23 protein-coding genes and 1 pseudogene are annotated in these 19,702 nt (G+C 71.0%); 6 read left to right on the forward strand and 18 right to left on the reverse strand.

What is annotated here, in order from left to right; all coding sequences use genetic code 11:
- Positions 1-107: 107 nt before the first annotated feature.
- The 7 genes from dpgC to ACZ52R_RS39905 all read right to left on the reverse strand — a co-directional run bounded on the left by dpgC (position 108) and on the right by ACZ52R_RS39905 (position 8,115).
- A complete protein-coding gene (gene dpgC, locus ACZ52R_RS39875) occupies positions 108-1,409 on the reverse strand; it encodes a (3,5-dihydroxyphenyl)acetyl-CoA 1,2-dioxygenase DpgC (protein ID WP_465755242.1) in 1,302 nt (433 codons plus the stop codon).
- Positions 1,406-2,089 (reverse strand): enoyl-CoA-hydratase DpgB, encoded by a 684-nt coding sequence (dpgB, locus tag ACZ52R_RS39880; RefSeq protein ID WP_465755243.1) that lies wholly within the window; start codon positions 2,087-2,089, stop codon positions 1,406-1,408. The genes dpgC and dpgB overlap by 4 nt, the downstream gene beginning before the upstream one ends.
- Positions 2,090-2,110: 21 nt before the next feature.
- The gene (gene dpgA / locus ACZ52R_RS39885; RefSeq protein ID WP_360509483.1) at positions 2,111-3,232 is read right to left on the reverse strand and encodes a 3,5-dihydroxyphenylacetyl-CoA synthase DpgA; all 1,122 of its coding nucleotides are present in this window, start codon (positions 3,230-3,232) and stop codon (positions 2,111-2,113) included.
- A complete protein-coding gene (locus ACZ52R_RS39890) occupies positions 3,229-4,584 on the reverse strand; it encodes an aminotransferase-like domain-containing protein (protein WP_465755244.1) in 1,356 nt (451 codons plus the stop codon). The genes dpgA and ACZ52R_RS39890 overlap by 4 nt, the downstream gene beginning before the upstream one ends.
- Before the next feature lie 974 nt (positions 4,585-5,558).
- Positions 5,559-6,155: a hypothetical protein gene (locus ACZ52R_RS39895; protein WP_465755245.1), complete on the reverse strand. Its 597-nt coding sequence runs from the start codon at positions 6,153-6,155 to the stop codon at positions 5,559-5,561.
- Positions 6,156-6,292: 137 nt separating this feature from the next.
- On the reverse strand, positions 6,293-7,264 hold the full coding sequence (locus ACZ52R_RS39900) for a phosphotransferase family protein (protein ID WP_465755246.1): 972 nt from the start codon (positions 7,262-7,264) through the stop codon (positions 6,293-6,295).
- Between the two features lie 326 nt (positions 7,265-7,590).
- Positions 7,591-8,115: a hypothetical protein gene (locus ACZ52R_RS39905; protein WP_465755247.1), complete on the reverse strand. Its 525-nt coding sequence runs from the start codon at positions 8,113-8,115 to the stop codon at positions 7,591-7,593.
- Between the two features lie 804 nt (positions 8,116-8,919).
- Here ACZ52R_RS39905 and ACZ52R_RS39910 point away from each other — a divergent pair.
- Positions 8,920-9,309: an aggregation-promoting factor C-terminal-like domain-containing protein gene (locus ACZ52R_RS39910; protein ID WP_465665366.1), complete on the forward strand. Its 390-nt coding sequence runs from the start codon at positions 8,920-8,922 to the stop codon at positions 9,307-9,309.
- A gap of 376 nt (positions 9,310-9,685) precedes the next feature.
- Here ACZ52R_RS39910 and ACZ52R_RS39915 read toward each other — a convergent pair whose 3' ends face one another.
- Both ACZ52R_RS39915 and ACZ52R_RS39920 read right to left on the reverse strand, forming a co-directional pair.
- Positions 9,686-10,078, reverse strand: a complete 393-nt coding sequence (locus ACZ52R_RS39915; RefSeq protein ID WP_465755257.1) for a VOC family protein — start codon at positions 10,076-10,078, stop codon at positions 9,686-9,688.
- 850 nt (positions 10,079-10,928) lie between these two features.
- Positions 10,929-11,753, reverse strand: a complete 825-nt coding sequence (locus tag ACZ52R_RS39920; protein ID WP_465755248.1) for an SDR family NAD(P)-dependent oxidoreductase — start codon at positions 11,751-11,753, stop codon at positions 10,929-10,931.
- A gap of 126 nt (positions 11,754-11,879) precedes the next feature.
- Here ACZ52R_RS39920 and ACZ52R_RS39925 point away from each other — a divergent pair.
- Positions 11,880-12,189: pseudogene (locus ACZ52R_RS39925) on the forward strand (molybdopterin cofactor-binding domain-containing protein); the annotation flags it as partial.
- A gap of 155 nt (positions 12,190-12,344) precedes the next feature.
- Here the strand turns inward: ACZ52R_RS39925 and ACZ52R_RS39930 are convergent.
- From ACZ52R_RS39930 to ACZ52R_RS39955, 6 genes are all read right to left on the reverse strand, one after another.
- A complete protein-coding gene (locus tag ACZ52R_RS39930; protein WP_465665370.1) occupies positions 12,345-12,566 on the reverse strand; it encodes a hypothetical protein in 222 nt (73 codons plus the stop codon).
- Positions 12,563-14,308 carry a DUF6895 family protein gene (locus ACZ52R_RS39935; protein WP_465755258.1) on the reverse strand — a complete coding sequence of 582 codons (1,746 nt, stop codon included), beginning with the start codon at positions 14,306-14,308 and terminating at the stop codon, positions 12,563-12,565. Before ACZ52R_RS39935 ends, ACZ52R_RS39930 begins: the two co-directional genes overlap by 4 nt.
- An 84-nt stretch (positions 14,309-14,392) precedes the next feature.
- Positions 14,393-14,590, reverse strand: a complete 198-nt coding sequence (locus tag ACZ52R_RS39940; protein WP_465755249.1) for a hypothetical protein — start codon at positions 14,588-14,590, stop codon at positions 14,393-14,395.
- A 36-nt stretch (positions 14,591-14,626) separates the two neighbouring features.
- On the reverse strand, positions 14,627-14,977 hold the full coding sequence (locus ACZ52R_RS39945) for a hypothetical protein (RefSeq protein WP_465755250.1): 351 nt from the start codon (positions 14,975-14,977) through the stop codon (positions 14,627-14,629).
- Positions 14,965-15,135 carry a hypothetical protein gene (locus tag ACZ52R_RS39950; protein ID WP_465755251.1) on the reverse strand — a complete coding sequence of 57 codons (171 nt, stop codon included), beginning with the start codon at positions 15,133-15,135 and terminating at the stop codon, positions 14,965-14,967. Before ACZ52R_RS39950 ends, ACZ52R_RS39945 begins: the two co-directional genes overlap by 13 nt.
- Positions 15,136-15,327: 192 nt before the next feature.
- Positions 15,328-15,528, reverse strand: a complete 201-nt coding sequence (locus tag ACZ52R_RS39955; protein WP_465755252.1) for a hypothetical protein — start codon at positions 15,526-15,528, stop codon at positions 15,328-15,330.
- A 261-nt stretch (positions 15,529-15,789) separates the two neighbouring features.
- On the opposite strand from ACZ52R_RS39955, the gene ACZ52R_RS39960 reads away from it, so the two are divergent.
- Both ACZ52R_RS39960 and ACZ52R_RS39965 read left to right on the forward strand, forming a co-directional pair.
- Positions 15,790-16,098: a hypothetical protein gene (locus ACZ52R_RS39960; RefSeq protein ID WP_465755253.1), complete on the forward strand. Its 309-nt coding sequence runs from the start codon at positions 15,790-15,792 to the stop codon at positions 16,096-16,098.
- Complete coding sequence (locus ACZ52R_RS39965; protein WP_465624392.1) at positions 16,095-16,229, forward strand: hypothetical protein; 135 nt, start codon at positions 16,095-16,097, stop codon at positions 16,227-16,229. Before ACZ52R_RS39960 ends, ACZ52R_RS39965 begins: the two co-directional genes overlap by 4 nt.
- 356 nt (positions 16,230-16,585) lie before the next feature.
- Here ACZ52R_RS39965 and ACZ52R_RS39970 read toward each other — a convergent pair whose 3' ends face one another.
- Positions 16,586-16,852, reverse strand: a complete 267-nt coding sequence (locus ACZ52R_RS39970; RefSeq protein ID WP_465755254.1) for an RICIN domain-containing protein — start codon at positions 16,850-16,852, stop codon at positions 16,586-16,588.
- Positions 16,853-17,022: 170 nt separating this feature from the next.
- Complete coding sequence (locus ACZ52R_RS39975; protein WP_465755255.1) at positions 17,023-17,673, reverse strand: hypothetical protein; 651 nt, start codon at positions 17,671-17,673, stop codon at positions 17,023-17,025.
- Here ACZ52R_RS39975 and ACZ52R_RS39980 point away from each other — a divergent pair.
- Together ACZ52R_RS39980 and ACZ52R_RS39985 are read left to right on the forward strand one after the other, a co-directional pair.
- A complete protein-coding gene (locus ACZ52R_RS39980; protein ID WP_465624397.1) occupies positions 17,660-18,022 on the forward strand; it encodes a CAP domain-containing protein in 363 nt (120 codons plus the stop codon). The genes ACZ52R_RS39975 and ACZ52R_RS39980 overlap by 14 nt on opposite strands.
- A gap of 227 nt (positions 18,023-18,249) precedes the next feature.
- Entirely contained in the window at positions 18,250-18,669 is a 420-nt protein-coding gene (locus tag ACZ52R_RS39985; protein WP_465665379.1) for a HEAT repeat domain-containing protein, read from the forward strand.
- 18 nt (positions 18,670-18,687) lie between these two features.
- On the opposite strand, the gene ACZ52R_RS39990 is transcribed toward ACZ52R_RS39985, so the two are convergent.
- On the reverse strand, positions 18,688-19,578 hold the full coding sequence (locus ACZ52R_RS39990) for an IS5 family transposase (RefSeq protein ID WP_465755256.1): 891 nt from the start codon (positions 19,576-19,578) through the stop codon (positions 18,688-18,690).
- Between the last annotated feature and the right edge of the window lie 124 nt (positions 19,579-19,702).

Raw genomic sequence — 19,702 nt, forward strand, 5'->3', positions numbered from 1 at the left:
GAATCCTCCGGTTTCAGCCGGTGGAGGATGTCAACTCGGTCTCCTTGTCGTTCGGGTACCGGCCGCCGGGCGGCGGCGGGGGAGGGGAAGGCGGCCCTGGCACGGCGTCAACCGGGCGGGCGCGCCGTGAAACGGCCCGCCTTGCCGAGCACGTCCGCCGCGTGGACGCGCAGCGCCTGCTGGACCGCGAACTCCGCCATGTATGCGCGGAAGCCGTCCGCCGGCTCCAGGGAAAGGTTCACCATGCGGCGGTTGGCGGTGACGGCCGGGTCGCGCAGCAGCTCCAGGGCGCGCTCGACGGCCCGGTCGAGGTCCGCCGGGTCGACGACCTGGTCGACGAGCGTGCGGGCCTCGGGGTCGGTCGCACGCACCCGCCGGCCGCCGAGGATGATCTGCCGGGCCAGCCGGGGGCCGGTCACCGCAGGGAGCCGGAAGTCCGCCGCGCCCGGGACGATCCCCTCCTGCGCGGCCGGCAGGCTCAGGTAGGCGTCGGAGGCCGCGAGCACGTGGTCCACCGCGAGCAGCAGCTGCATGCCGCCGCCGATCGCGAAGCCGTCCACCGCGGCCACCCACGGCATGTCGGTGAGCGGGTAGCGCCACGACGCCCCGTCCGTGCGCAGCCCGAGCAGCAGCTTCCGGAGATAGCCGAGTTCACGGCGCAGCAGGAAGCCGACGAGCGTGATCTCGCCCGCGTGCAGGTGCTTGAGGTTGATCCCGGCGCTGAACACCCGGCGGCCCGCGTAGCGCGGGTGCGTCATCTCGCCGCCCCGGACGAGCCCGATCTCGCAGCGCCGGTCCAGCAGCGCGAGGTCGACCGCGGTCTCCATGTCGTCGACCTGCTGCTCGTCCTCGGCGTTGAGCCGGTCTCCGGCGCACATGGTGATCCGGGCCACCCCCTCGCGCCGCTCCAGCCTCGTGCTCTCCAGCCGGACCACCCCGGTGGCCTCGAACTCCCCGAGCAGGCCCAGCGCGCGCTCGGTGGGCCGGAGCATGGAGTCCATCAGGTGGTCGCCGGCGGCCGGGCAGCGCAGCAGGCCGCGCAGGAAGACGCCCAGGTCGATCTCGTAGCCCAGGCGCTCCCGCACCGGCGTGGCACGCTCCGCCCGCAGCTGCGCGGGCGTGGGCACCAGACCGGGCACCACGAACGCTGCGCCCTCCACCAGGCCGTCGAGCCGGAGCCGGCGGGTACGGTCCCCGGTGAGCCGGTCGTAGAGCGGCTCGGCGTGGCAGTCCAGGAAGGCGGTGCGCTGCGCGCGGGCGGTCTCCAGCGCCTGCTCGGTACGGGCGCGCGGCTCGCCGGTGCGCGGCCCGGGCTCCGGAAACGGCGGCAGCAGCCGGGCCGCCCGCTCGAACCCGTCCGCGGCGCGTCCCCGCACGGCGGCCGGCGCCTGCGCGTTCGACGTGCTCACGCCGTCACCTCGTTCGCCGCCTGGGTGCGCCGCAGCGAGCGGTCGCAGGCGGCCAGGTGCGGGCCCAGCGCGTCCTCGAAGCTCATCCACTGGGCGTCGAAGGCCAGTTGGCGGCGGATCGCGAGTTCGGGGCCGGACAAGCGGCGCAGCATCCGGGCGGCGGCCGCCAGGGTGCGCCCGGGGTCCTTGCTCACCTGGTCCACCAGGGACCGCTCCAGCGCCTCACGAGCGGTGATCGGCACCCCGAAGAGCACCGTGCGGCGCGCCGAGGCCAGCCCGAGCTGCTGGACCAGTCGGAAGCCGGCCATGCCCGGCCAGGTCCCCTGGTCGTGGAAGGACAGCAGCAGCCGCAGGTCCGGCGCCGCCACCCGGACGTCAGCCGCCAGCAGCAGGTCCAGCGCGGCACCGCCGCACTCCCCGCTCGCCGCCGCCAGCGTGGGCAGTCGCAGCCGCTCGAAGCGCCGAACGGCCCGCTCCCACTTCGTGACGGCGGCCACGTCGGACACCTTCGCCACCGCCTCGCCCGTCGGGGCGCCGGAGACGTACAGGGTCGCGAAATCGGCCCCGGTGGACTCCGCCTCGTCGCACAGGGCGGAGACGGCATGGGCCAGTTCGGCCGAGATCTCCCGGCTGCCGTCCACATGCAGCGCGGGGCTTTCGGGGAGTGCGTTGACGGGCATGGCGGTCTTCCTTGCGTTGGGTCACCACTGGATGAGTGCGGATTCGATCGTTGAACCCGGGCCCATGGTCATGAGCACGCCGTAGTCGCCGGGGCGGACCACGCCTTCCTGTAGGAGCCGGTCGTAGGAGAAGAGGAACGAGCCGCTGGAGACGTTGCCGAAGTCGCGCAGCACGGTGATGGTGTGCCGCAGGTCGTGGCGGGTCAGCCCCAGGTTGACGGCTACCGCGTCGATGACCTTCTTGCCGCCGGAGTGCACCAGCCAGTGCGTGACGTCGTCGCGGTGCAGCGACGTGCCGGCGAGCAGCCGGTCGACGACGCCCTCCACGTGCGCGCCGACCAGGTAGGGGATCTGCGGGTCCAGGAAGAAACTGAAACGGTCCTGGTCGCGGTCCCAGTCGTAGCGCATCGCATCCATGGCGTCGACGATGGTGACGCCCGCGGTCTTCAGGATCCGGGGGCCGTCGAGGTGGCGGCCGGGCCCTTCCTCCTCTTCCTCGGGCCCTTCGCCACCGTCCGGGTCGGCCATGACCGCCACCGCCGCGGCGCCGTCGCCGAAGAGGCTGTTGACCACGGCCGTACGCATGGTGGAGTCCATCGTGTAGGCGGCCGAGCAGGCCTCCGAGCAGACCATTACGGCCAGCCGGCCCGGATTCGCCGCGGCCCAGTTGCCGACCACGGCGAGCGCGTTGAGCCCGGCGTTGCAGCCCATGCCGACGATGTCGGCCCGCGCGGTGTGCCAGTCCATGCCGAGCTCGCGGATCAGCAGCGCGCTCAGGCCCGGGGTGAGGAAGCCGGTCGAGGTCACGCAGCACAGGTACGCCACCTCGGACAGGTCGGCCCCGAGCCGCTTGAGGCACAGGGCCAGCGCGTCCGCTCCCATGTTCACGGCCCAGGCCTTGTGCTTGTCCAGGAGGTCGCCCTGGGACTCCCGGAGCCTGGTGCCGTCCGGCGCCGCCGGGGGCAGCACCAGCGAGCGCTGCCGGATGGAGCCCAGCAGGAAGACGGACCGCACCTTCCGGTCGGTGATCCCGAACAGGTCGAGCAGTTCCTCCTGGGAATAGTGTTCGGGGGGCACGGCGGTGCCCACGCTCAGGATGCGCGGGGCCGTGGCGATCAGTGCTCGGTCCAGGGCCGTGGTCATGGTGCGTCACTCTCCGTTCCGGTGCCGGGCACGTCCTTGCCGTGCGCTCCGTCGCCGTGCGTCTCGCTGCTGAGCGCCTCCACGAACCGCGCGAGCCGCTCGACCCCCTCGGCCACCTGCCCGGGCGTCAGACAGCTGATGGAGAGCCGGATGTCCTGCTCGCCCCCGCCGTGCGGATGGAAGAACTCCATGGGCGTCCAGATCACGCCGAAGTCGCGGGCCGAGCGCTCCAGAGCCGCGGTGCCGGTACGGAAACCGGTGCGCAGAGTGAGGAAGAAGCCGCCGTCGGGACTGTTCCAGTCCACCCCCAGCTCCCGGCGACGCCCCTCGGGCAGCCATCGCTCCAACTGCGCGAGCGTCACGGCCATGCTGCGGCGGTAGTGCTCGGCAGCCTTCGCGTTCAGGACGGAGAGCCGGCCGTCCGCGCTCAGCAGCGCACCCGCCACGGCCGCCTGGCTGAGCGAGGAGGTGTTGACCGTGACCATGCTCTTCACCTTCGCCAGGTCGTCCGCGAGCAGCCGGACTCGCCCGCAGCCGTCACGCACCTCCTGGTCGGCCACGACGTAGCCGACCCTGGCACCGGGGAACAGCGTCTTGGAATAGGTGCCGAGCTGGATGACGCTCCTCGACCCGTCGAGCGCCTTGAGCATGGGGTGGCGCGGCCCGGGGCCGCTCAACCGGTAGGGACTGTCCTCCAGAACGAGCAGCCCGTGGCGCCCGGCGAGTTCGAGCAGTGCGGTGCGCGTCGGCAGGTCCAGCGTGGACCCGGTGGGATTGGCGTGGTCCGGCACCACGTAGACCGCCCGCGGCCGGCGGCCCGCCGCGCGCTGCGCACGTACGGCCCCGTCGAGGTCCGCCACCACCAGCCGCCCGTCGCGCTCGGGCACCGCGACCACCGGGATGTCCAGCAGCCGCGCGGCCCCGATGATGCCGACATAGCAGGGAGTCACGAGCAGCAGCACGTCCTCGGGCGTCGCGAACAGTGTCCGCAGCGCCAGGAACATCGCTTCCTGCGCACCGACGGTCACCACGATCGACTCGGGCGCGACCTCGAGCCCTTCGTCCTGCCGCAACGAGTACGCAATCAGCTCCCGGATCTGCCCCGCGGCCGGCCCGTACTGGTAGAAGCCGCTGCGCACTTCCGCCAGCTCCGCGCCCCGGCTCTCCAGGTACTTCGCGTACCGGCGCAGGTGCGCATGGACCTCCTCGACCTCGAAGAAGCCGTCATAAGGACGCCCCGGTGCGAAGGACACCGCGTCCGGGTAGCTGAACGTGATCTCGTTCAGGAAGTTCATCCGGTCGAGAACCGGATCCTCGATGCTCGAGTGCAGCGTTGTCGAATCGAGCACCATGATGCCCGCCTTTCCGTGGACGAGCCGCAGTCGCCCGACGTGACCGTCACAGGAAGCGATGCGTGTCCACCGGCGGTTCGCCGGTATCGTCCTCCTGCTGCGGTCGGCCATCGGCCGGTTTCGACTTCGGCTTCATGACGGCCCCTCGGGCCCGGCCGCGGGCCCCGGTCCCCGGCAGCGTCACCGTGAGTGCACCAACCGCCCGGCGATGCGGGGCGTGGTGCCCACGCGCGAGAAAACGGCCGTCGAAGGACCGGGCGAGGCGACGCGAGGATGTCGGGCATCCGAGCACGCCCTGCCGCCACTTCGCGCCGGCCACGGATATCGAACGGATACCTGGAGCACAGGGCCCTGTCTGCTGTTTGTCCTCGTTCCAGTACGCGCCCCCGGGCAAGAGCCTGTCAAGCGCTGAGGGTTTCCGGGCCGCTACAGCCTGCTGCCGCCAGGGCCCCGGGGCCGGTGGCGTGGTGCATGATCGACGCGTCGGGTCTTCGTCCGGCGCTTATTGGTTCGCGGCCCACGGGTCCACGGACGCGGACGCCGAAGAGCCGATCGCAACCCGGGACCGGCGCGTGACCGCCGGCCGGCAAACCCCTTGGGCGGGTGCATGGTTGACGCGGCCGTCGCGGACGCCCGGCGGATGAGGGACTGGAGCCCGGAGGTGATCCGGACATGGCGCCGTGGGCGCCGATTTCGCGGGCTTCAACCGGCGAGCCTTCCGGGTCCGGTTCGCCACCTGTCGGATCGTCATCGCCGACCAGGGCCGGGAGTCGATCTGGTCGTGTGGCGTGCGATCGCCGGTGCCCATCTGGTGCCGCTGGTTCGCGCCGGCGCATGCTTCGAGAACGGTGTCCTCGTCGAACGCGAGGAGCAGGCAGCTTGATCGGCTGAAGGAGCCACCAGCCGACCCATGGCTGAGCTGACCTGTCCTCAGCCAGGCTGATTTGGGGCGGCGAGAGCTTGGTGCGACTGGACTACCGCGCCCAGCGTCCCATGGCCGGCGCGGTGCCGATCAGGCACTCGATGCCGGTCGGGAAGCCGACGACGGCGTAGGCGGTCAGACGCAGGTGGCCCTCAAGGCAGACCAGGTCGTCCTGCCGCTCTCCGACGAGGATGAGCGGAGGAAATCGCTCGCCTCTGATGAACGCGTGGGCCGCATCGACGAACGGTTCGTTGGGCACGTCGAACGCCCGTAGACCTGCCTTGACGCGTGCGGCCGCGTCGGCCGGCCGGCGGCTGCCACCCGACAGTTCGACCCAGTAGGAATAGTCGAGGTAGCGCACGCCGGCCGCCTCGTCGGCGGACAGGAGTGCCCTGGTCCACGTGACGTGAACGGGGAAGTTCTCGAACAGGTCACGGTTTTCGCCGTACCCGCGCGTCGCGGCGAGCAGAGCGCGACGTGCGAAGTTCGCTCCAGCGTCGGACAGGTCCGGATGCGTCAGCAACTGCTCGGCCTGCCCGGCTGCCGCCAGATGAGACCGGAGGTTCCGGCCGAACCTGCCGCTGGCCAGCTCGCCGCTCAAGAAGCAGGCGACCATCTCGTCCTCACTGCTCACACCCAGTACCTGCACGACCGTCAGCATAGGACCGACCCGGCTGGGCACCGCTGATGGGGATGCCCGACCGAAACTCCCCAGGGTTTGCTCGACTCCCCACTTGGTTGACCGGTAAACGATGAGGTCGGGGCCGGGCCCCGGACCGCCTTGGCTCAGCCCAGCGCGTCCATCAGGGAGGTGACATAGGCATCCAGCCGCTCCTCCACAGTTCGTGTCGTCAGCTCGGTCCGTCCTGTCTCCCGCCACGGCTGCGCCACCCACTGCACTTCCTCCGAGAACGCCAATGGTTCCCGCACCTGCCAGTACAGCCGCTCGTCCGCGGCCGTGGCCAGCATCCCGCCGGCCTCCTGATACGCCTCGGTGAAGCGCAAGCCCCACGCCGGCCCGTGCAGCAGCGCGAGATTGGTGGAGCAGTGCGCCACGTCGAGGTCCGCCGGGCCCCAGGAGGCCGCCGCCCAGTCGACGACGCCGGTGATCCGGGCACCGGCGGCACCGGCCGGGTCCTCGGGCGACAGGTCGAACAGCACGTTGCCGGGCTGGAAGTCCCGGTGCAGGAACCGCCCTTCGTAGCGCGGCGCGGGCCTGCGGATCACGTCGATCGCGGCGGCCCAGACCGCGACGTCGGCGCCCTCGGGGGTCACGACAGTGTCGGCGGTCGTCAGCGCCACGTACTCCCAGGGCCGGACGGGCGGCCGCACCGCGTGGACCGCCACGAGTTGACGGGCCAGCAGGGGCAGGCGCGCCTCCAGCCCCTCGTCGTCGAGGACCGTCCGGCCCGGCAGGTGGGTCATGAGGAGCGAGGGGTACTCGCAGTACGCGGCGGTCGGATCGACGGCAACGAGTCCGGGAGCCCGCACGCCGGTTCCGGTGAGCGTGGTCAGGGCGTGGGCCTCCCTGTGCAGGAGGTCCTCGGCCGGCCCCTGCCGGGTCGGGTCGACAAAGGAGCGCAGCACCAGGTGCCGGGTGCCTCCGGCCCGCGTGCCGATGGTCAGCCTCCGCATGTCAGCGGTGGCGCCGCCGTGCAGCGCCTCGACTCCGACGATCCGCTCGCCGGCCTCCAGGTGCCGACCCACCCAGGCCAGTGTCAACGGTCGGACAGTCGCCGCCTCATCATGATGGGTCACCGTGCCACCTCATCATCCGGACGACGGCACCCGCGACCCCTTTACGGGCTGTCCGCAAGTCAGCGCGGTGGAGGGAAAGTTGGGCGCGCAGGTCTGTCCGCACTCATAGCCCGGGGGTGGGGAACTTCAAAGAACCATCACCGCAGCCTGCTCCGCGCGTCATCTCGTCCACAGGTCTTGACCATTGCTCCCTCGCCGCCCGTTCCCACACTCGGGCGCAGGCCGCCAGCTGCGTCGCGGTCTGCTCGTCGCCGGCCCCGGGGCGGGGAGGGGGTTGGGCGGGCCGCAGGCCTCGCCGCGGGTGCGGGCGTCGGTGACGCGTGCTGTCAGGGGCGGACGGGCGGCGGGATGCGGGCCACGAGTTCCTGGGCGACCCGTGTCAGGTCTGCGGTGATCTCGTGCGGGGACCGCTGCTGCCCGCCGCGCTCCCAGTGCCCGGTCGCCGCGCCGATGACGGGAGCCAACTCCTCGCACCGTCCGTAGGCCTCCGCGACCTCGTAGAGGATGAGCGAGGTGCCCTCGAAGGGGTCGAGCCACCCGCCGACGATCTCGGTGGCCCACCAGCGGGCGAGCGCCAGGCGGCTCTCCCAGTAGCCTTCGGGCGGGTGGAAGCCGAATCCGAGCTCCTCCATCACCTGGCCGAACAGCTCCGAGGCCTGCTCGTGCTCGAGGCGGCTCAACGCGGCGAGGTGCAGCAGCGACGGTGTGTAGACGCCTGCGCTCAGGGCACGCAGTGCGGCTTCGACCAGGAGCTCCGGGTCGCCATGCCGGCCGTCGACCCAAGAGTGGGCGATCTCCCGCAGTTCCCGCACTGCCTCGGCCACGGTCTCGGGGGGTTCGCTCGTCGACATGGCCGCATGCTGCCACGCACAGGAACGGCACGCCACATCGATACTGGGCCATCACCGAGATGGACCGGTCCTACCCACGCGGCTCGAGGGCCGCGGCGCGGGATCGCCGGCGGGTCGGGCCTCGCTCCAAGTCGACCTGGCACATGCCCAGGCCCGCAGTACGCGCCCGGCCGCCCGCCTCCGGCAGCTCGGGAAACGGCACGCCCGGGCCATGGGCGTCCAGGTCTGGCAGGAATCGGGGCTCGAGTCGAACGCGCGTCGGCGCCACCAGGTGGTTGCCGACAGTCACCCGCGATGTGATCTGGATCCCCTTGAGGCGGGTGCCGGACCGGGGTGGCCCGTGACGGTTCTCACGCGCCCCGCCCACCTCCTACCCTTCCTAGTAGGACGTTCCCCGGCCCCGCCCCCGGCGCCGGCCCGGCCGACCGCCGCCGCTGCCGTGCTCCCGCGCCTGCGGCCGGGCCTCCGTTGTTTCCGCAGCTCAAACCGGTACAAATCGCCACAAAAGTCCAGATCCGGTCAGGTTTGACCACCCGGTCGACGGGTACCGGCCCGCGTCCGACGGGCACGCTCGCCCGGCTCGGCTACGACGCCGCGTCGTAGCGGGCACCCCTTGGAACCGGCCGCCACCCCCGCTAACAATGGCTCAGTCGCCGGCTGCGACGGTGGTTCCATCCGCTGCCGCAGCTCCCGTTCGGCGGTCACCACTCGTGACCGCCCCGGTGCCGACTCCCGCCCGCCGGCCCTGCTGGGCCCGCCGAGCCGCGGGGCCAGGCACCCCCACGATTGAGGTCGAACTCCCACATGCCCGTGATCTCCGCCCGCATGCGCAAGTCCGCCGCCCTGCTCACCACCGCCGTCGGCATCGCCGCGATCGGCGCCGCCATCGTCCCCACCGCCGCCTCGGCCACCACCCCGCAGTCGCTGGCCGCGAGCATCGTCCCCGCCGACCAGCTCGCCTCCTTCGACCAGATCATCTCCCACGAGAGCGGCTGGAACGTCACCGCGACCAACCCCTCCTCGGGCGCCTACGGCCTGGCCCAGGCACTGCCGGGCAACAAGATGGCCTCCGCCGGCGCCGACTGGAAGACCAACGCGGCCACCCAGATCAAGTGGGCCTACGACTACATGAACAGCCGCTACGGCAGCCCGAACCAGGCCTGGGCCTACTGGCAGATCCACCACAACTACTGACCGGCCCCACCCGCCGATCCGCCGCCCCACCCACCCATACAGCCCACGCACGTTGCCGCTGCTCTGCCCTCGTGTACGTGGTCCGACCGCCCCCGCCTCAGGCATCCAGAGGGGAATCGCCCGCTCGCCGAGGGAGCGGTCCCATGCACGCCGAAGAACGGGCCCGGTCTGCCGAGGCACGGAAAGGCAAGGCATCGGCCCGCCGACCCCAGGCCGCGAGCCCGGCGCCGTCCCCGGGCCTCCCTGCGCCGCAGAGCACCGCCGGCAACGCGGCAGTGGTCCAGATGCTCCGCCGGACCGGAGCCCGAGGCCCCGGAACGACACCGGCACGACGCCGACTGCCACCACCGGCAGACCGGGCACCCCGTACTGCGAACTACTCGATGGCCGCCGGGGTGACGGGGGTGAAGAGGTTGACGAGGTTGCCGTCGGGGTCGCGGAACAGCAGTGACCGGTTGCCCCAGGGCATCGTGGTGGGCTCGGTGACGAAGTCGGTGACGAAGTCGGTCAGGTTCTGGTGAACGCGGTCCACGTCGTCGACGAGGAACTCGGTGATCACGCTGTGGTTGTCCGCCGGATGGGCAGAGCCCGGGGCGAACAACGGGACGGTGCGGGTCCCGGCGATCGCGAGGCTGGCGCCCGCGGTCCTGAGTTCGGCGAACTCCTCGGTGGCCCACGTCGCCCGTGCCCCCGTGGCTCGCTCGTAGAACTCGACGAGGCGCGCCACGTCGCCGGTGATGATGCGGATCGAGACGAAGTCCGGCGTCAGCGGTGCTACCAGAGCACGTCCTACTTTCAGTAGGAAGAGTCCGTGCGACCCGGGCCTGGCGCTCCACCGTCGGGCGGGGTCCGGCACCTACATAGGTGCCGGACCCCGCCCGCGTTTACCGGCCGTTCGCGGATCAGGTCCGCGACGGCTGTCGGACGGATACCGACGATGCGGCGGGCATAGCTGCGCGGAGTGCCAGACCTTGACGGGCTCTTGTGAGCGAAGTGTCCCGCAGCGTCCCTCGCCCGGTGGCCGGGTTCGCGATCCCTACGCGTCGGACGGCCTCGATCTCCTGGGCGAACCGCTGCCGGAATCGCGCGTCCTCCGCGAGTTCCGGCCGGACCACCTTCACCGCGATGGTCAACCCGCCGGCGACCTGCCGAGGAACACCCTCCCCATCCCGCCGCCGCCCAGGCACGCCAGCAGAAGGTGCGGCCCGACCGCGCACGGATCGGCGACGGACAGCGGTTTCATCGACGGTCCCATCGGCAGGGTGCAGGTCACTGCCGGAAGTGACGTGATCCCACTAACTCACGTTCCGGGAAAGCGATCTGACGGGGAGAAGCGATCGACGACTGTGGGGCGCGCACGCGAACCCGTCCCGTCCGGAAGGGCAGGGCCGGACGGGAGCTCGCCGTCAGTTCCTGGAGGTTGACGACGTAGTGCCCCGGGGCCGCGTCCGGGGCCCGGTATCGGCTCCTGCTGTAGCCGCTCGTCTCGTACCCGCGATCAGGAGTCGACCCACCTCGCCGAGCAGGGGCTGACGCAGCCCGAGGACCGTCCACGACCACCTCTCCGACACCCTCGCCGAATTCCGGGCCACCAGCCGCGCCGAAGGCTGGGCCAGGGGTCAGCCGTCGGACTCACGCGGGTCGATGCGGTAGGCGAAGGGCAGGGTGCCCGGGTCCAGGGCGGTGGCGCCGCCGTCGACGGTGAGGGTCGCGCCGTTGACGAAGGAGGCGGCCGGGGACAGCAGCCAGGCGATGGCCTCGGCGACCTCGCGCGGGTCGGCTGGACGACCCGCCGGGAGCAGCCGGGTGGCTTCGGTGTAGGCCGCGCCCTCGCCGGCGTCGCCGTCGCCCAGCTGCGCCTCCTCGGCGAAGCGGGCCATCCGGCGGTCGGCCATCTCGGTGCGCACCCAGCTGGGGCACACCGTGTTGGCGCGCAGCCCGCTCGCGCCGTAGTCGACGGCCAGTGAGCTGCACAGCTGCAGCAGAGCCGCCTTGGAGGCGGCGTAGGCGGCGTTGCGCACGCCGTTGCGCAGCGCCGAGACGGAGGCGACGGCGACGACGGCTCCGCGGGCCCGCAGCAGGTGCGGCAGGGCCGCGCGCATCGTCAGGAACGGGCCGGTGAGGTTGGTGCGCAGCACCAGGTCCCAGTCCTCGTCGGAGGTATCGCCGACGCCGCCGCCGCGGCCGACGCCCGCGTTGACCACCAGTCCGTCGAGGCGCCCGTAGGTGGCGACGGTGCTCTCCACGAGGTCGCGCACGGCGGCGGGGTCCGTCGTGTCGGCCGGGTGGGCCAGTGCGCCGGTCTGCCGGGCGACGCGTTCCAGCGGCTCGCTTCGCCGCCCGGAGACGACGACCTCGTGACCGCCCTCCCGCAACAGCCTCGCGGTGGCCGCGCCGATTCCCGTGCCACCCCCGGTCACGATCACAACTCGCTGCTCCGTCATGGGCCTTCCCCTCCGATCGGCCACCAACCACCCCTGCTGTCCTAGCTGTATCACGAATCGACAACCGGCCGAGTGGTAGGGCGCGGAACAGGCCCCGACGCCGCCGAGGCCTGTCACCAGCACGCCGGCTGCCGGAGGGGCGTCGTCGACTACGACGTCATGCCGGCCGTGTTCGACCCCGAGGAGGCGATGGCCGAGGGGGTGCCGCAGCTGCACGGCACGGACGACCCCTTCGTCCGGGATCCGGTCCACATCCTGCTGGAGATCCATTCGCACATCGGTGACGTCGATGCCGGATTCGCCGACGCCGACGTGATCCACGAGGGCACGTACTCCTCCCCGCGCGTGCAGCACGCGCACCTGGAGAGAGACCCACGGCTCGATCGCCTGGATGGAGGACGGTCGCCTGAACGTGCGTACCAGTTCGCAGTCGCCTCCTCAGCAGCATCAAGTAGGTCACCCGCGACGGCGATTCCGGCAACACAACCTTCTGAACGGCCAACTCGGGCGCTCGACCGGGCACATACGAATGCATTGCTCTCCCGCATGAGCCGGCCATCCCGGTCCCTGCTGTCGGCTGATCGGGGAGGCCTACTGGCAGCCGAGATCGGAGCCCGCGCCGCTGCCCAGGACCGACTGGAGGATCGCGTGCATGCCGATCTCTCCGGCGAGGTCGTCGGCCGAAGCCGCTTCCTGGCCTCCCAGACCGCCGACCGCCTGGAGATCCGCCGTCCCACCGACTGGCAGTACGTCCAGCGGGCGGAGCGCAGCGGAACCGCACCGGGCGGACGTGGCGAGCGGTGGGGTGCTCACTCGTCGTACAGGTTGTACAGGTATGAAAGGGCGACGACGCAACTCCGGGTCCAGATGCGTTGCGCCGTCGCCCGCTCCTGGTGGTCGTCGCGCGCCGGGTAGCCGAAGGCGCCGGTGGGGTGCTGCTGGCAGAGCAGGAAGTCGGTTCCGTCGCGGGTGATCCGGTGATCGGCCCAGCCGAGCACCCCCAGCCCTTGAAGGAGCGCGGCGACCTCCTCGAGTCGGTAACTCCGGCAGGCGGTCGGCAGCGCGGCCGCGAACCGCTCCGCGACGGAATGCCAGGCGGAGGCGTCGTCGCCGAGGCGAAGCGGTTGGCCGTCGGCATACTGCGCCAAGGCCACGGCAGTGACCGCGGGCGCATGGTCCTCGGCCAGCAGGCTCGCGGGGTCCGTGGAGGCGAGGAGGGAGTCCGCCTGCTGCGCGGTGAGTCGGCCCAGGTCCTGAAGTCGCCGGACTCCGCCGGCGGCGGTCGTGGGAACGGCGGTGAGTCCGGTGAGCGCTCCTGCCGTGTCCGTCAGGAACCGGTCGAGGGAGTCGCAGGCCAATTCGCAGGCCGACAGGCCTCGCGCGCACTCGGCAACCGCGTCGACGCCCTGCTTCCCCCAGGCCACCGGTTGGGCGAGGGCGCTTTCGGCACATTGCACGAGATGCGTGAGAGTCCGGGCGGCGAGTTGAGGCTCCCCCACCGAGCGTGCGGCTCGCGAGGCCGCGCCCGCTGCCGGAACTGCGTCGTCGAAGGGCAACTCGAGAGCGTCGTCGGTCAGCCAGGCGATGGCACGCCGGATCGCAGCTTCAAGTCGTCGCTTGCCGGCGGACCGGGGAGGTGGGGGGCTCGGCCGCCGGATCACGGCTGCGTCGCGGGCGATGTGGCCGGCCAGCGCTGCGACGATCGTGGTGTGGTAGCCGGTGGCCCAGCCTCGGTATTCCGCATCGCCGTTCTCGAGTTCCGGCGGGAGGACGCCCTCCGGCCCGGCGACCCGCCCGCTGGGTTCCTGTACATCGGCGAGAAACGCCCATGCCCGTTCCGTCTCTGATGAGTCCCGGATCCCCAGGCACAGCAGGCAGCAGAGCAATTCGGCGACGAGGTCGGCGTTCTCCCTCTGGCGGCACAGAAGGCTGAGCGCCTCCAGCAGTTCCACGGCCTGCGGCAGATCGAATCCGGTGGGCCACCGGGGGACACGCCGACCGAAATCGGTGGCGTAGAACACAGTATGCGTGATCGCGTAAATATCGCCATCGCTCAGCTTCAGCACGGACGGATTCGCGCAGAGCAGGGAGAAAGACAGTACAGCGTCGGCCACCGGCATTCCGTGATCGATTCCGGCCAACTCCAGCGTGTGCAGCAGATCCAGCTGTCGGAAGGGAACTCGCTCGAAACAGGCCGCATAGCGCCCGGAGACCGCTTGGCCGATGAGGCGCTCGAATTCGCTGTCGCGCTGCCCGCACAGCCGCTGTGATGCATACGTGCCCGCATACAAGAGCAGGGCCCGCTCGTCGCGTGCGACGAGCTCACGGTACGAGGCTCGAGCCGCCACCGCGGTGACCTGGTCGAACAGCATCTGGTAGTCGGCGTCGTCGAAGGATCCGGACTCCGCCCGGGCGCGCAGTCCGACCAGCAACGCGACCTCGACGAGCGCCTTGCGGACGAACAGTACGCGCCCCTCATCGGCGGCGTCAGGGTCGAAGCGGGTGCGGTGCGCGGCCAGCCAGGAGACCGCTCCGTGTTCCACCATGCGCCACATGTCAGCCACAGCCGCCCCCTGATGAGTCGATTTCACCTGGCCTTGCTTTTCGCCTGGCGCGCCCCGGTACGGAGCGGTCCGAAACTAGGCCTGCGCAGATTCCTCGGCCACGGACGGGACGACGAGCACGTACTTGTCCCAGGCCAGTACATAGCCGGAGATTTCTCCGAGCGCGGCGGTCGCACTGACCAGCTGCTCCAGAGTGGTGTCCATGTTTATCAGCCGGCTGCTCTGGAGGAACGTGAGAGCGGCCCGGGCGTCAACAGCAGGGCAGTTGGTCATGGCGAACCTCCAGTGAGGGCGTGACTCCACGGGCTTCTATCCCGCGAAATACTTATTCTCGATAGTGTCAATGGTTTGCGGGGATGTCATCAGAGAATGCGCGGATTCACCCGAACGGGCCATCATGAATACAATATTCCAATTATCCTCGCTGGGCGGATTCACGGAGACCGCGTGCACGAAGACCGCCGGGCCTTCTTCGCCCCAGCCTGCCGCCAACTCGCGAGCTGCCGCTCGGGTGAGATGACCACCACTTCGTAGACCAACCCGGTCCAGAGCGCCCGCAAGTTCGACTACATCTTCAGCAGCAGTGCCGACTTCACCACGGCGCAGGCGGACACCGGCATGGTGACGGACGGCGGCCAGGACGTCAGCTACCAGGACCACTTGATGTACCGCACCACGCTGAACTGGAGCCCCGACAGCCAGGCCCCGCCGGCCCCGCAGGTCTTCGACAGCCCGGCCACCGTCGGCTCCGCCAACACCTGGGCCAACGCCGTCAGCCGCACGGCCGGCGACTTCACCGGCAGCGGCGGCGCGGACATGGTGCTGCGCTACGCCAACGGCACCGTCATGCGCTACGGGCGCAAGAGCGACGGCAGCGTCGACGCCGGGCAGCAGCTGGTCTCCGGGAGCAACGGCTGGTACGACGCCGCGAGGGTGACCGCCGGCTACTTCAACGGGAACGGCCTCGCCGACCTACTGCTACGCGGCGTGGACGGCTCGGTCACCGTTTATCAGGGCACGGGCGGCGGCGGCTTCGCGGCGGGTTCGCAGATCACCGACGGCCGCGCCTGGCCCCCTACCTGCACCAGCCGACCTTCAGTTGGAAGGCCGTCGAGGACATCACGGCGGGCGACTTCACCAAAGACGGCCAGGCCGACGTCGTCCTGCACCGGATCAACCAGTACGACTCCAAGACACCCGGTGGCGGCCAAACCGAGCTCCTCGCCTCAACCGGCAACACCCCACAGCTGTTCGGCGCGCCCAGCGTGCTCAAGTGGGCCTCGCCCGGTCGGTGGACCAACAACGCCGACACCCTGGTCGCGGATGTCGACGAGGACGGGAAGGCCGATCTGATCACCCGTCAGGACTGCGGGGCGACCCTCTAGTACCTCGGCAGCGGCAACGGCGGCTTCGGGGCCGGCCAGGAGATCGGCGGCACCGGCAACACCGGGGGCGCCTTCGCGAGCCCGACCGTGATCCGGTCGGCCGGTGCCCGGACCGACGCGGCGAACATCACCGGCGGAGACTTCGACGCCGACGACCTGCTGGTCCGCTGGATCGCCGGCAGCGGCTTCGTCTACCCCGGCGACGGCAACGGCAAGTTCGGCGGCTCCATCCCGGTGAAGGCGGCCGGCGACCTGTCGGACCTGGTGGACGTCGCCCAAGGCGCCGTCTACGGCCGAGCCGGGGGTGGAAGACGTTCTACCGTTGGGCGGACGGCAGCCTGCTGGTCGACGGGAACGGCACGGCGAATCTGGCGAGCCCCACCGCCGCCACCGTGAGCGCCCCCACGGTCCGCCTCACTCTGCGCGCCTCGGACGACCGGGGCCGGGTCGCGTCCTTCCAGTACACACTGGACGACGGCGCAGCGGTCACCCTGGACGCCTTCCACAACACGCCGGACATCCAGTGACCGGGCTGGCCGGCGGGACGGCGCACACCCTCTCGGTGACCGCCGCGGACCCGTCCGGCAACCGCTCGGCCGCGACCACGTACAGCTTCACGGTCGCCTGACCGGGTAACCGACCCCGAGCACGCCCCGGACCAGGCAACTGGCCCGGGGCGTGCTCGCGTGCGGAGCCGATCTCGTCACGACGGACATCCAAGCTTGCGGCGGGCGGGATCGGCCTGGTGACTCCCTGAGCGACGGAGGTCGAGTTCGCGCTTCCGGGCGTCTGCGAACTCCGTAGGGTGCCGGCGGTGCAAGCGCAGCACCGCTCGGACAGCCCGGGCGCTCGATCATGGCGCGCCGTCGTCCGGGAAGCGGTTTCAGAAGTTGATCCGGGGCTGGAGCCCGGTCCAGGCCTGGTTGGCGCCGCCGTGGCAGGTCCACTGGCGGACGGGTGCGCCGTCGTCGGTGCGCCAGTCGGCGACCTCCAGGCACTTGCCGGTCGCCTGGTTGCGCAGTTCGAAGGCGGAGGTGTAGCGGGGGATCTGCTCGGCGTGGGCGGTGCCCGGGGCGGCCACCGGAAGGGCGGTGGCGAGGGCGAGCAGGGCGGCGTGGCGGTGTCTCCGGGTGGGGGCGGGACCGGTCACGGCTGTCCTCCTGAGGTGCGATGGGTGGGCGCCGGGCCGGGAAGGCGAGGAGCCGGTGCCCGGACTCCCCGGCGGCGTCGAGGAGTTGGACCGCCGCGTCCTCGAAAGAGTTGTGCGGAGCCCGAGGGAGCGGAAGGGAGAGCATCCGGGTGGCGAAGACCACGGTCTCCTCAATAGGTGTTATCTCCGCCGAGCCCGGCGGTCTCCTGTGATGTCGGCGCAAGAGGCGTCGGCTGGTCGGGGTGGCGCGCGTGGTGGTACGGCGCGTAGTCGCTCCAAGCGGCCAGGAGAACCCAAGGAGCCTGTTTCATGCAGTCTGTTCGTCCAAGGCAGATGATTACCGCAGTCCTGGCCGCCGGAGTCATAGGCGCCGCGCTGAGCGCGTGCGGTCCGCAGAACGGCGGATCCGTCACGGACACGGCAGGTGCCGCCCCGGCGAAGGCGGCGGCGGCCGTCTCCTCCCCGTCGGCGTCCGCTTCCGCGGCCAGCCGGGAAACAACGCCGCCGCCCGCCCCGCCCGCCCCGCCCGCACCGACCACCCCGGTGGCCACCAAGGACCCTTCCAGCCCGGCCACGGCGAAGACCTCGACCCAACCGCCGGGCCAGAACGGGACCCAGGCTCCGACCCAGGCCCAGACCCGGACCTCGACCGGAGCACCGGCCAAGGCCCAGCCGAACACGGACAACGCGGCGTCGGGCAGGACCCCGGCGAACCCCGGCCACACGACATCCGCCCCGGCCCCGGCCCCGGCGAACCCCGACACCACCGGGCCGGACCGGACTGCGGGCAGCGCCGAGGCGCTCTCGTTGAAGCTGATCAACGAGGAGCGTGCCCGCAACGGTGTCCCGGCCCTCGTCGTCAAGAACGACCTGACGGAGTTCGCCGCGAACTGGGCCCGCCACATGCGCGAGACCGGGTTCGCCCACTCGGAGAACGCCTCCGGTGCCGGACCCAGCCTCACCGGCAGCCGGACGCTGACCGGAGAGTGCATCGTGATGTGGAGCGACGCCTCGCTCACCGGGGAACAAGCCGCCGAGCAGTTCCAGAAGATGTGGACCGAGTCCCCGGGGCACCACGCCGCTCAGATCAACCCCCGCTACACGCAGATCGGCGTCGGCCTCTACCACGACTCCAGCGGTTGGTGGGGCGTGCACGAGTTCGCGGGCTGACACGAGAACCGGCCACACCGAGCGCGGTCCGCGCTCATTGATTGTGACCAGGCACAGTGTGTCTGAGCTGGGGTTATCGGTTAGGCCGTGTCTGACAAATGATCATATGGCTTGCTCGTGAGGCCACGTTGTCCGCTGTCTGAAGGCCCAGCGGGTCGCTCGCTGCGACCGGGCCAGCCGCTCCCCAGGTTTGGGGAGCGGGATTCTGTTCCTGGCAGGATGGCCGGATGGACGACGACACCGCCCCGCCCCGGGCCGACGAGCTCAGCCTTCGTGCGGCCGGCCCGTCGGCGGTGAGCGAGGCGCTGAAGCGGCTCGCCGCAGCCGCCCGCCACGACACCGCGGAGTTCGAGCAGGCTCTGTTCGGCCTTGCGCTACTGTGCGCGGAGACACCGGTTGAGGCTCTGGAACTACTTGTCTCGGCTACAGCGGCACAGGATCCGATGTTCAGGCGCGCAGGGATCGAGGGCCTCGGCATCTTCGGCCCCGACGCCGTGGCACACGCGCCGATCATCGCCAGTGCCCTCTCCGACCCGGATCCCGAGGTGCGTGAGGCAGCGCAGGTTTCTCTCAAAGCCGTGCTCAGACGGAACGAGCCCGACGAGGAAATCCGCGCTGCCGTTCGCCGAGCGGCCGAACAACGGTAGCCGGGAGACGCCAGGTGATTACCCGACTGGTTCCCGGAGCCAGAGGATCAGCGAGGCCAGGACGACTCCGGCACGGTAGCGGTCGGCGAGTTTGTCGAAGCGGGTGGCGATCGCGCGGAACTGCTTGAGGCGGGCGAAGCATCGTTCGACCACGTTGCGTTCGCGGTAGATCTCCTTGTAGAAGGTAGGTGGTCGGCCACCGAGGGCTCCGCGCCGCCGGCGGTGGGCCTCTTGGTCGCGGCGCTCGGGGATGGTGGCAGCGATACCCCGGCGTCGGAGCAGGTGGCGGATCGCCTTGCTGGAGTAGGCCTTGTCGCCCAGTACTCGGTCCGGTGTCGTGCGCGGACTGCCGGCGCCGGGGCGCGGGATCCGGATGGCGTCAAGGACCTGGCCGAACGCGGTGGCGTCGTTGGCGTTGCCCGGGGTGAGCACGATCGAGAGGGGCAGGCCGCGGCCGTCGACGGCCAGGTGGAGTTTGGTGGTCAGTCCGCCTCGGGACCGGCCGAGGGCCTGGCGGGTCTGTGAGCGGCCCGGATCTTCCAGTTTGTCCCCGTCTGCGGCCCCTTTTTTCGGGCGCCGGCCGCGTGCTGATGGGCCCGGTTGATCATGGAGTCGACGGCGACAGTCCACTCGATCCGGCCCACCGCGTCGTCTCGGACCTGGACGTGTTCGAGGAGCCTTCGCCCAGGTCCCGTCCGATTCCCAGCGCGCGAACCGCTCGTAGACGGTCTGCCATGGCCCATAGCGTTCAGGGAGGTCCCGCCAGGGCGCCCCGGTTCGCAACCGCCACAGAACCCCGTTGACCACCTGCCGATGGTCACGCCACGGGCGGCCACGTCCGTCCACCTGCGGCAACAGGGGTTCTACGCGTCCCCACGCCGCGTCCGTCAACTCACCTCGACCTGCCACAAGATCAATTGTCAGACACGGCCTAGTACCAATACCGGTGATTTAGGTCGATTTCCGGCGGGTTGGGCTGGCTTTCGTGGGCCCGACCAGCCGGATCGCGGGGGCCTGGGGCGAGGACGGGCCG

The sequence above is a fragment of the Kitasatospora sp. NPDC034023 genome (assembly GCF_055575795.1).

Excerpts from the sequence above, each read along its gene's own strand:
- ACZ52R_RS39950 (WP_465755251.1), bottom strand. The coding sequence starts at position 15,135 with ATGTCCGCGCCGCCGCTGCCGGTGAAGTCGCCGGCCGTGCGGCTGACG.
- ACZ52R_RS39920 (WP_465755248.1), bottom strand. The coding sequence starts at position 11,753 with ATGACGGAGCAGCGAGTTGTGATCGTGACCGGGGGTGGCACGGGAATC.
- ACZ52R_RS39910 (WP_465665366.1), top strand. The coding sequence starts at position 8,920 with ATGCCCGTGATCTCCGCCCGCATGCGCAAGTCCGCCGCCCTGCTCACC.
- ACZ52R_RS39905 (WP_465755247.1), bottom strand. The coding sequence starts at position 8,115 with ATGTCGACGAGCGAACCCCCCGAGACCGTGGCCGAGGCAGTGCGGGAA.
- dpgA (WP_360509483.1), bottom strand. The coding sequence starts at position 3,232 with ATGACCACGGCCCTGGACCGAGCACTGATCGCCACGGCCCCGCGCATC.
- ACZ52R_RS39935 (WP_465755258.1), bottom strand. The coding sequence starts at position 14,308 with ATGTGGCGCATGGTGGAACACGGAGCGGTCTCCTGGCTGGCCGCGCAC.
- ACZ52R_RS39985 (WP_465665379.1), top strand. The coding sequence starts at position 18,250 with ATGGACGACGACACCGCCCCGCCCCGGGCCGACGAGCTCAGCCTTCGT.
- dpgB (WP_465755243.1), bottom strand. The coding sequence starts at position 2,089 with ATGCCCGTCAACGCACTCCCCGAAAGCCCCGCGCTGCATGTGGACGGC.
- ACZ52R_RS39940 (WP_465755249.1), bottom strand. The coding sequence starts at position 14,590 with ATGACCAACTGCCCTGCTGTTGACGCCCGGGCCGCTCTCACGTTCCTC.
- ACZ52R_RS39890 (WP_465755244.1), bottom strand. The coding sequence starts at position 4,584 with ATGGTGCTCGATTCGACAACGCTGCACTCGAGCATCGAGGATCCGGTT.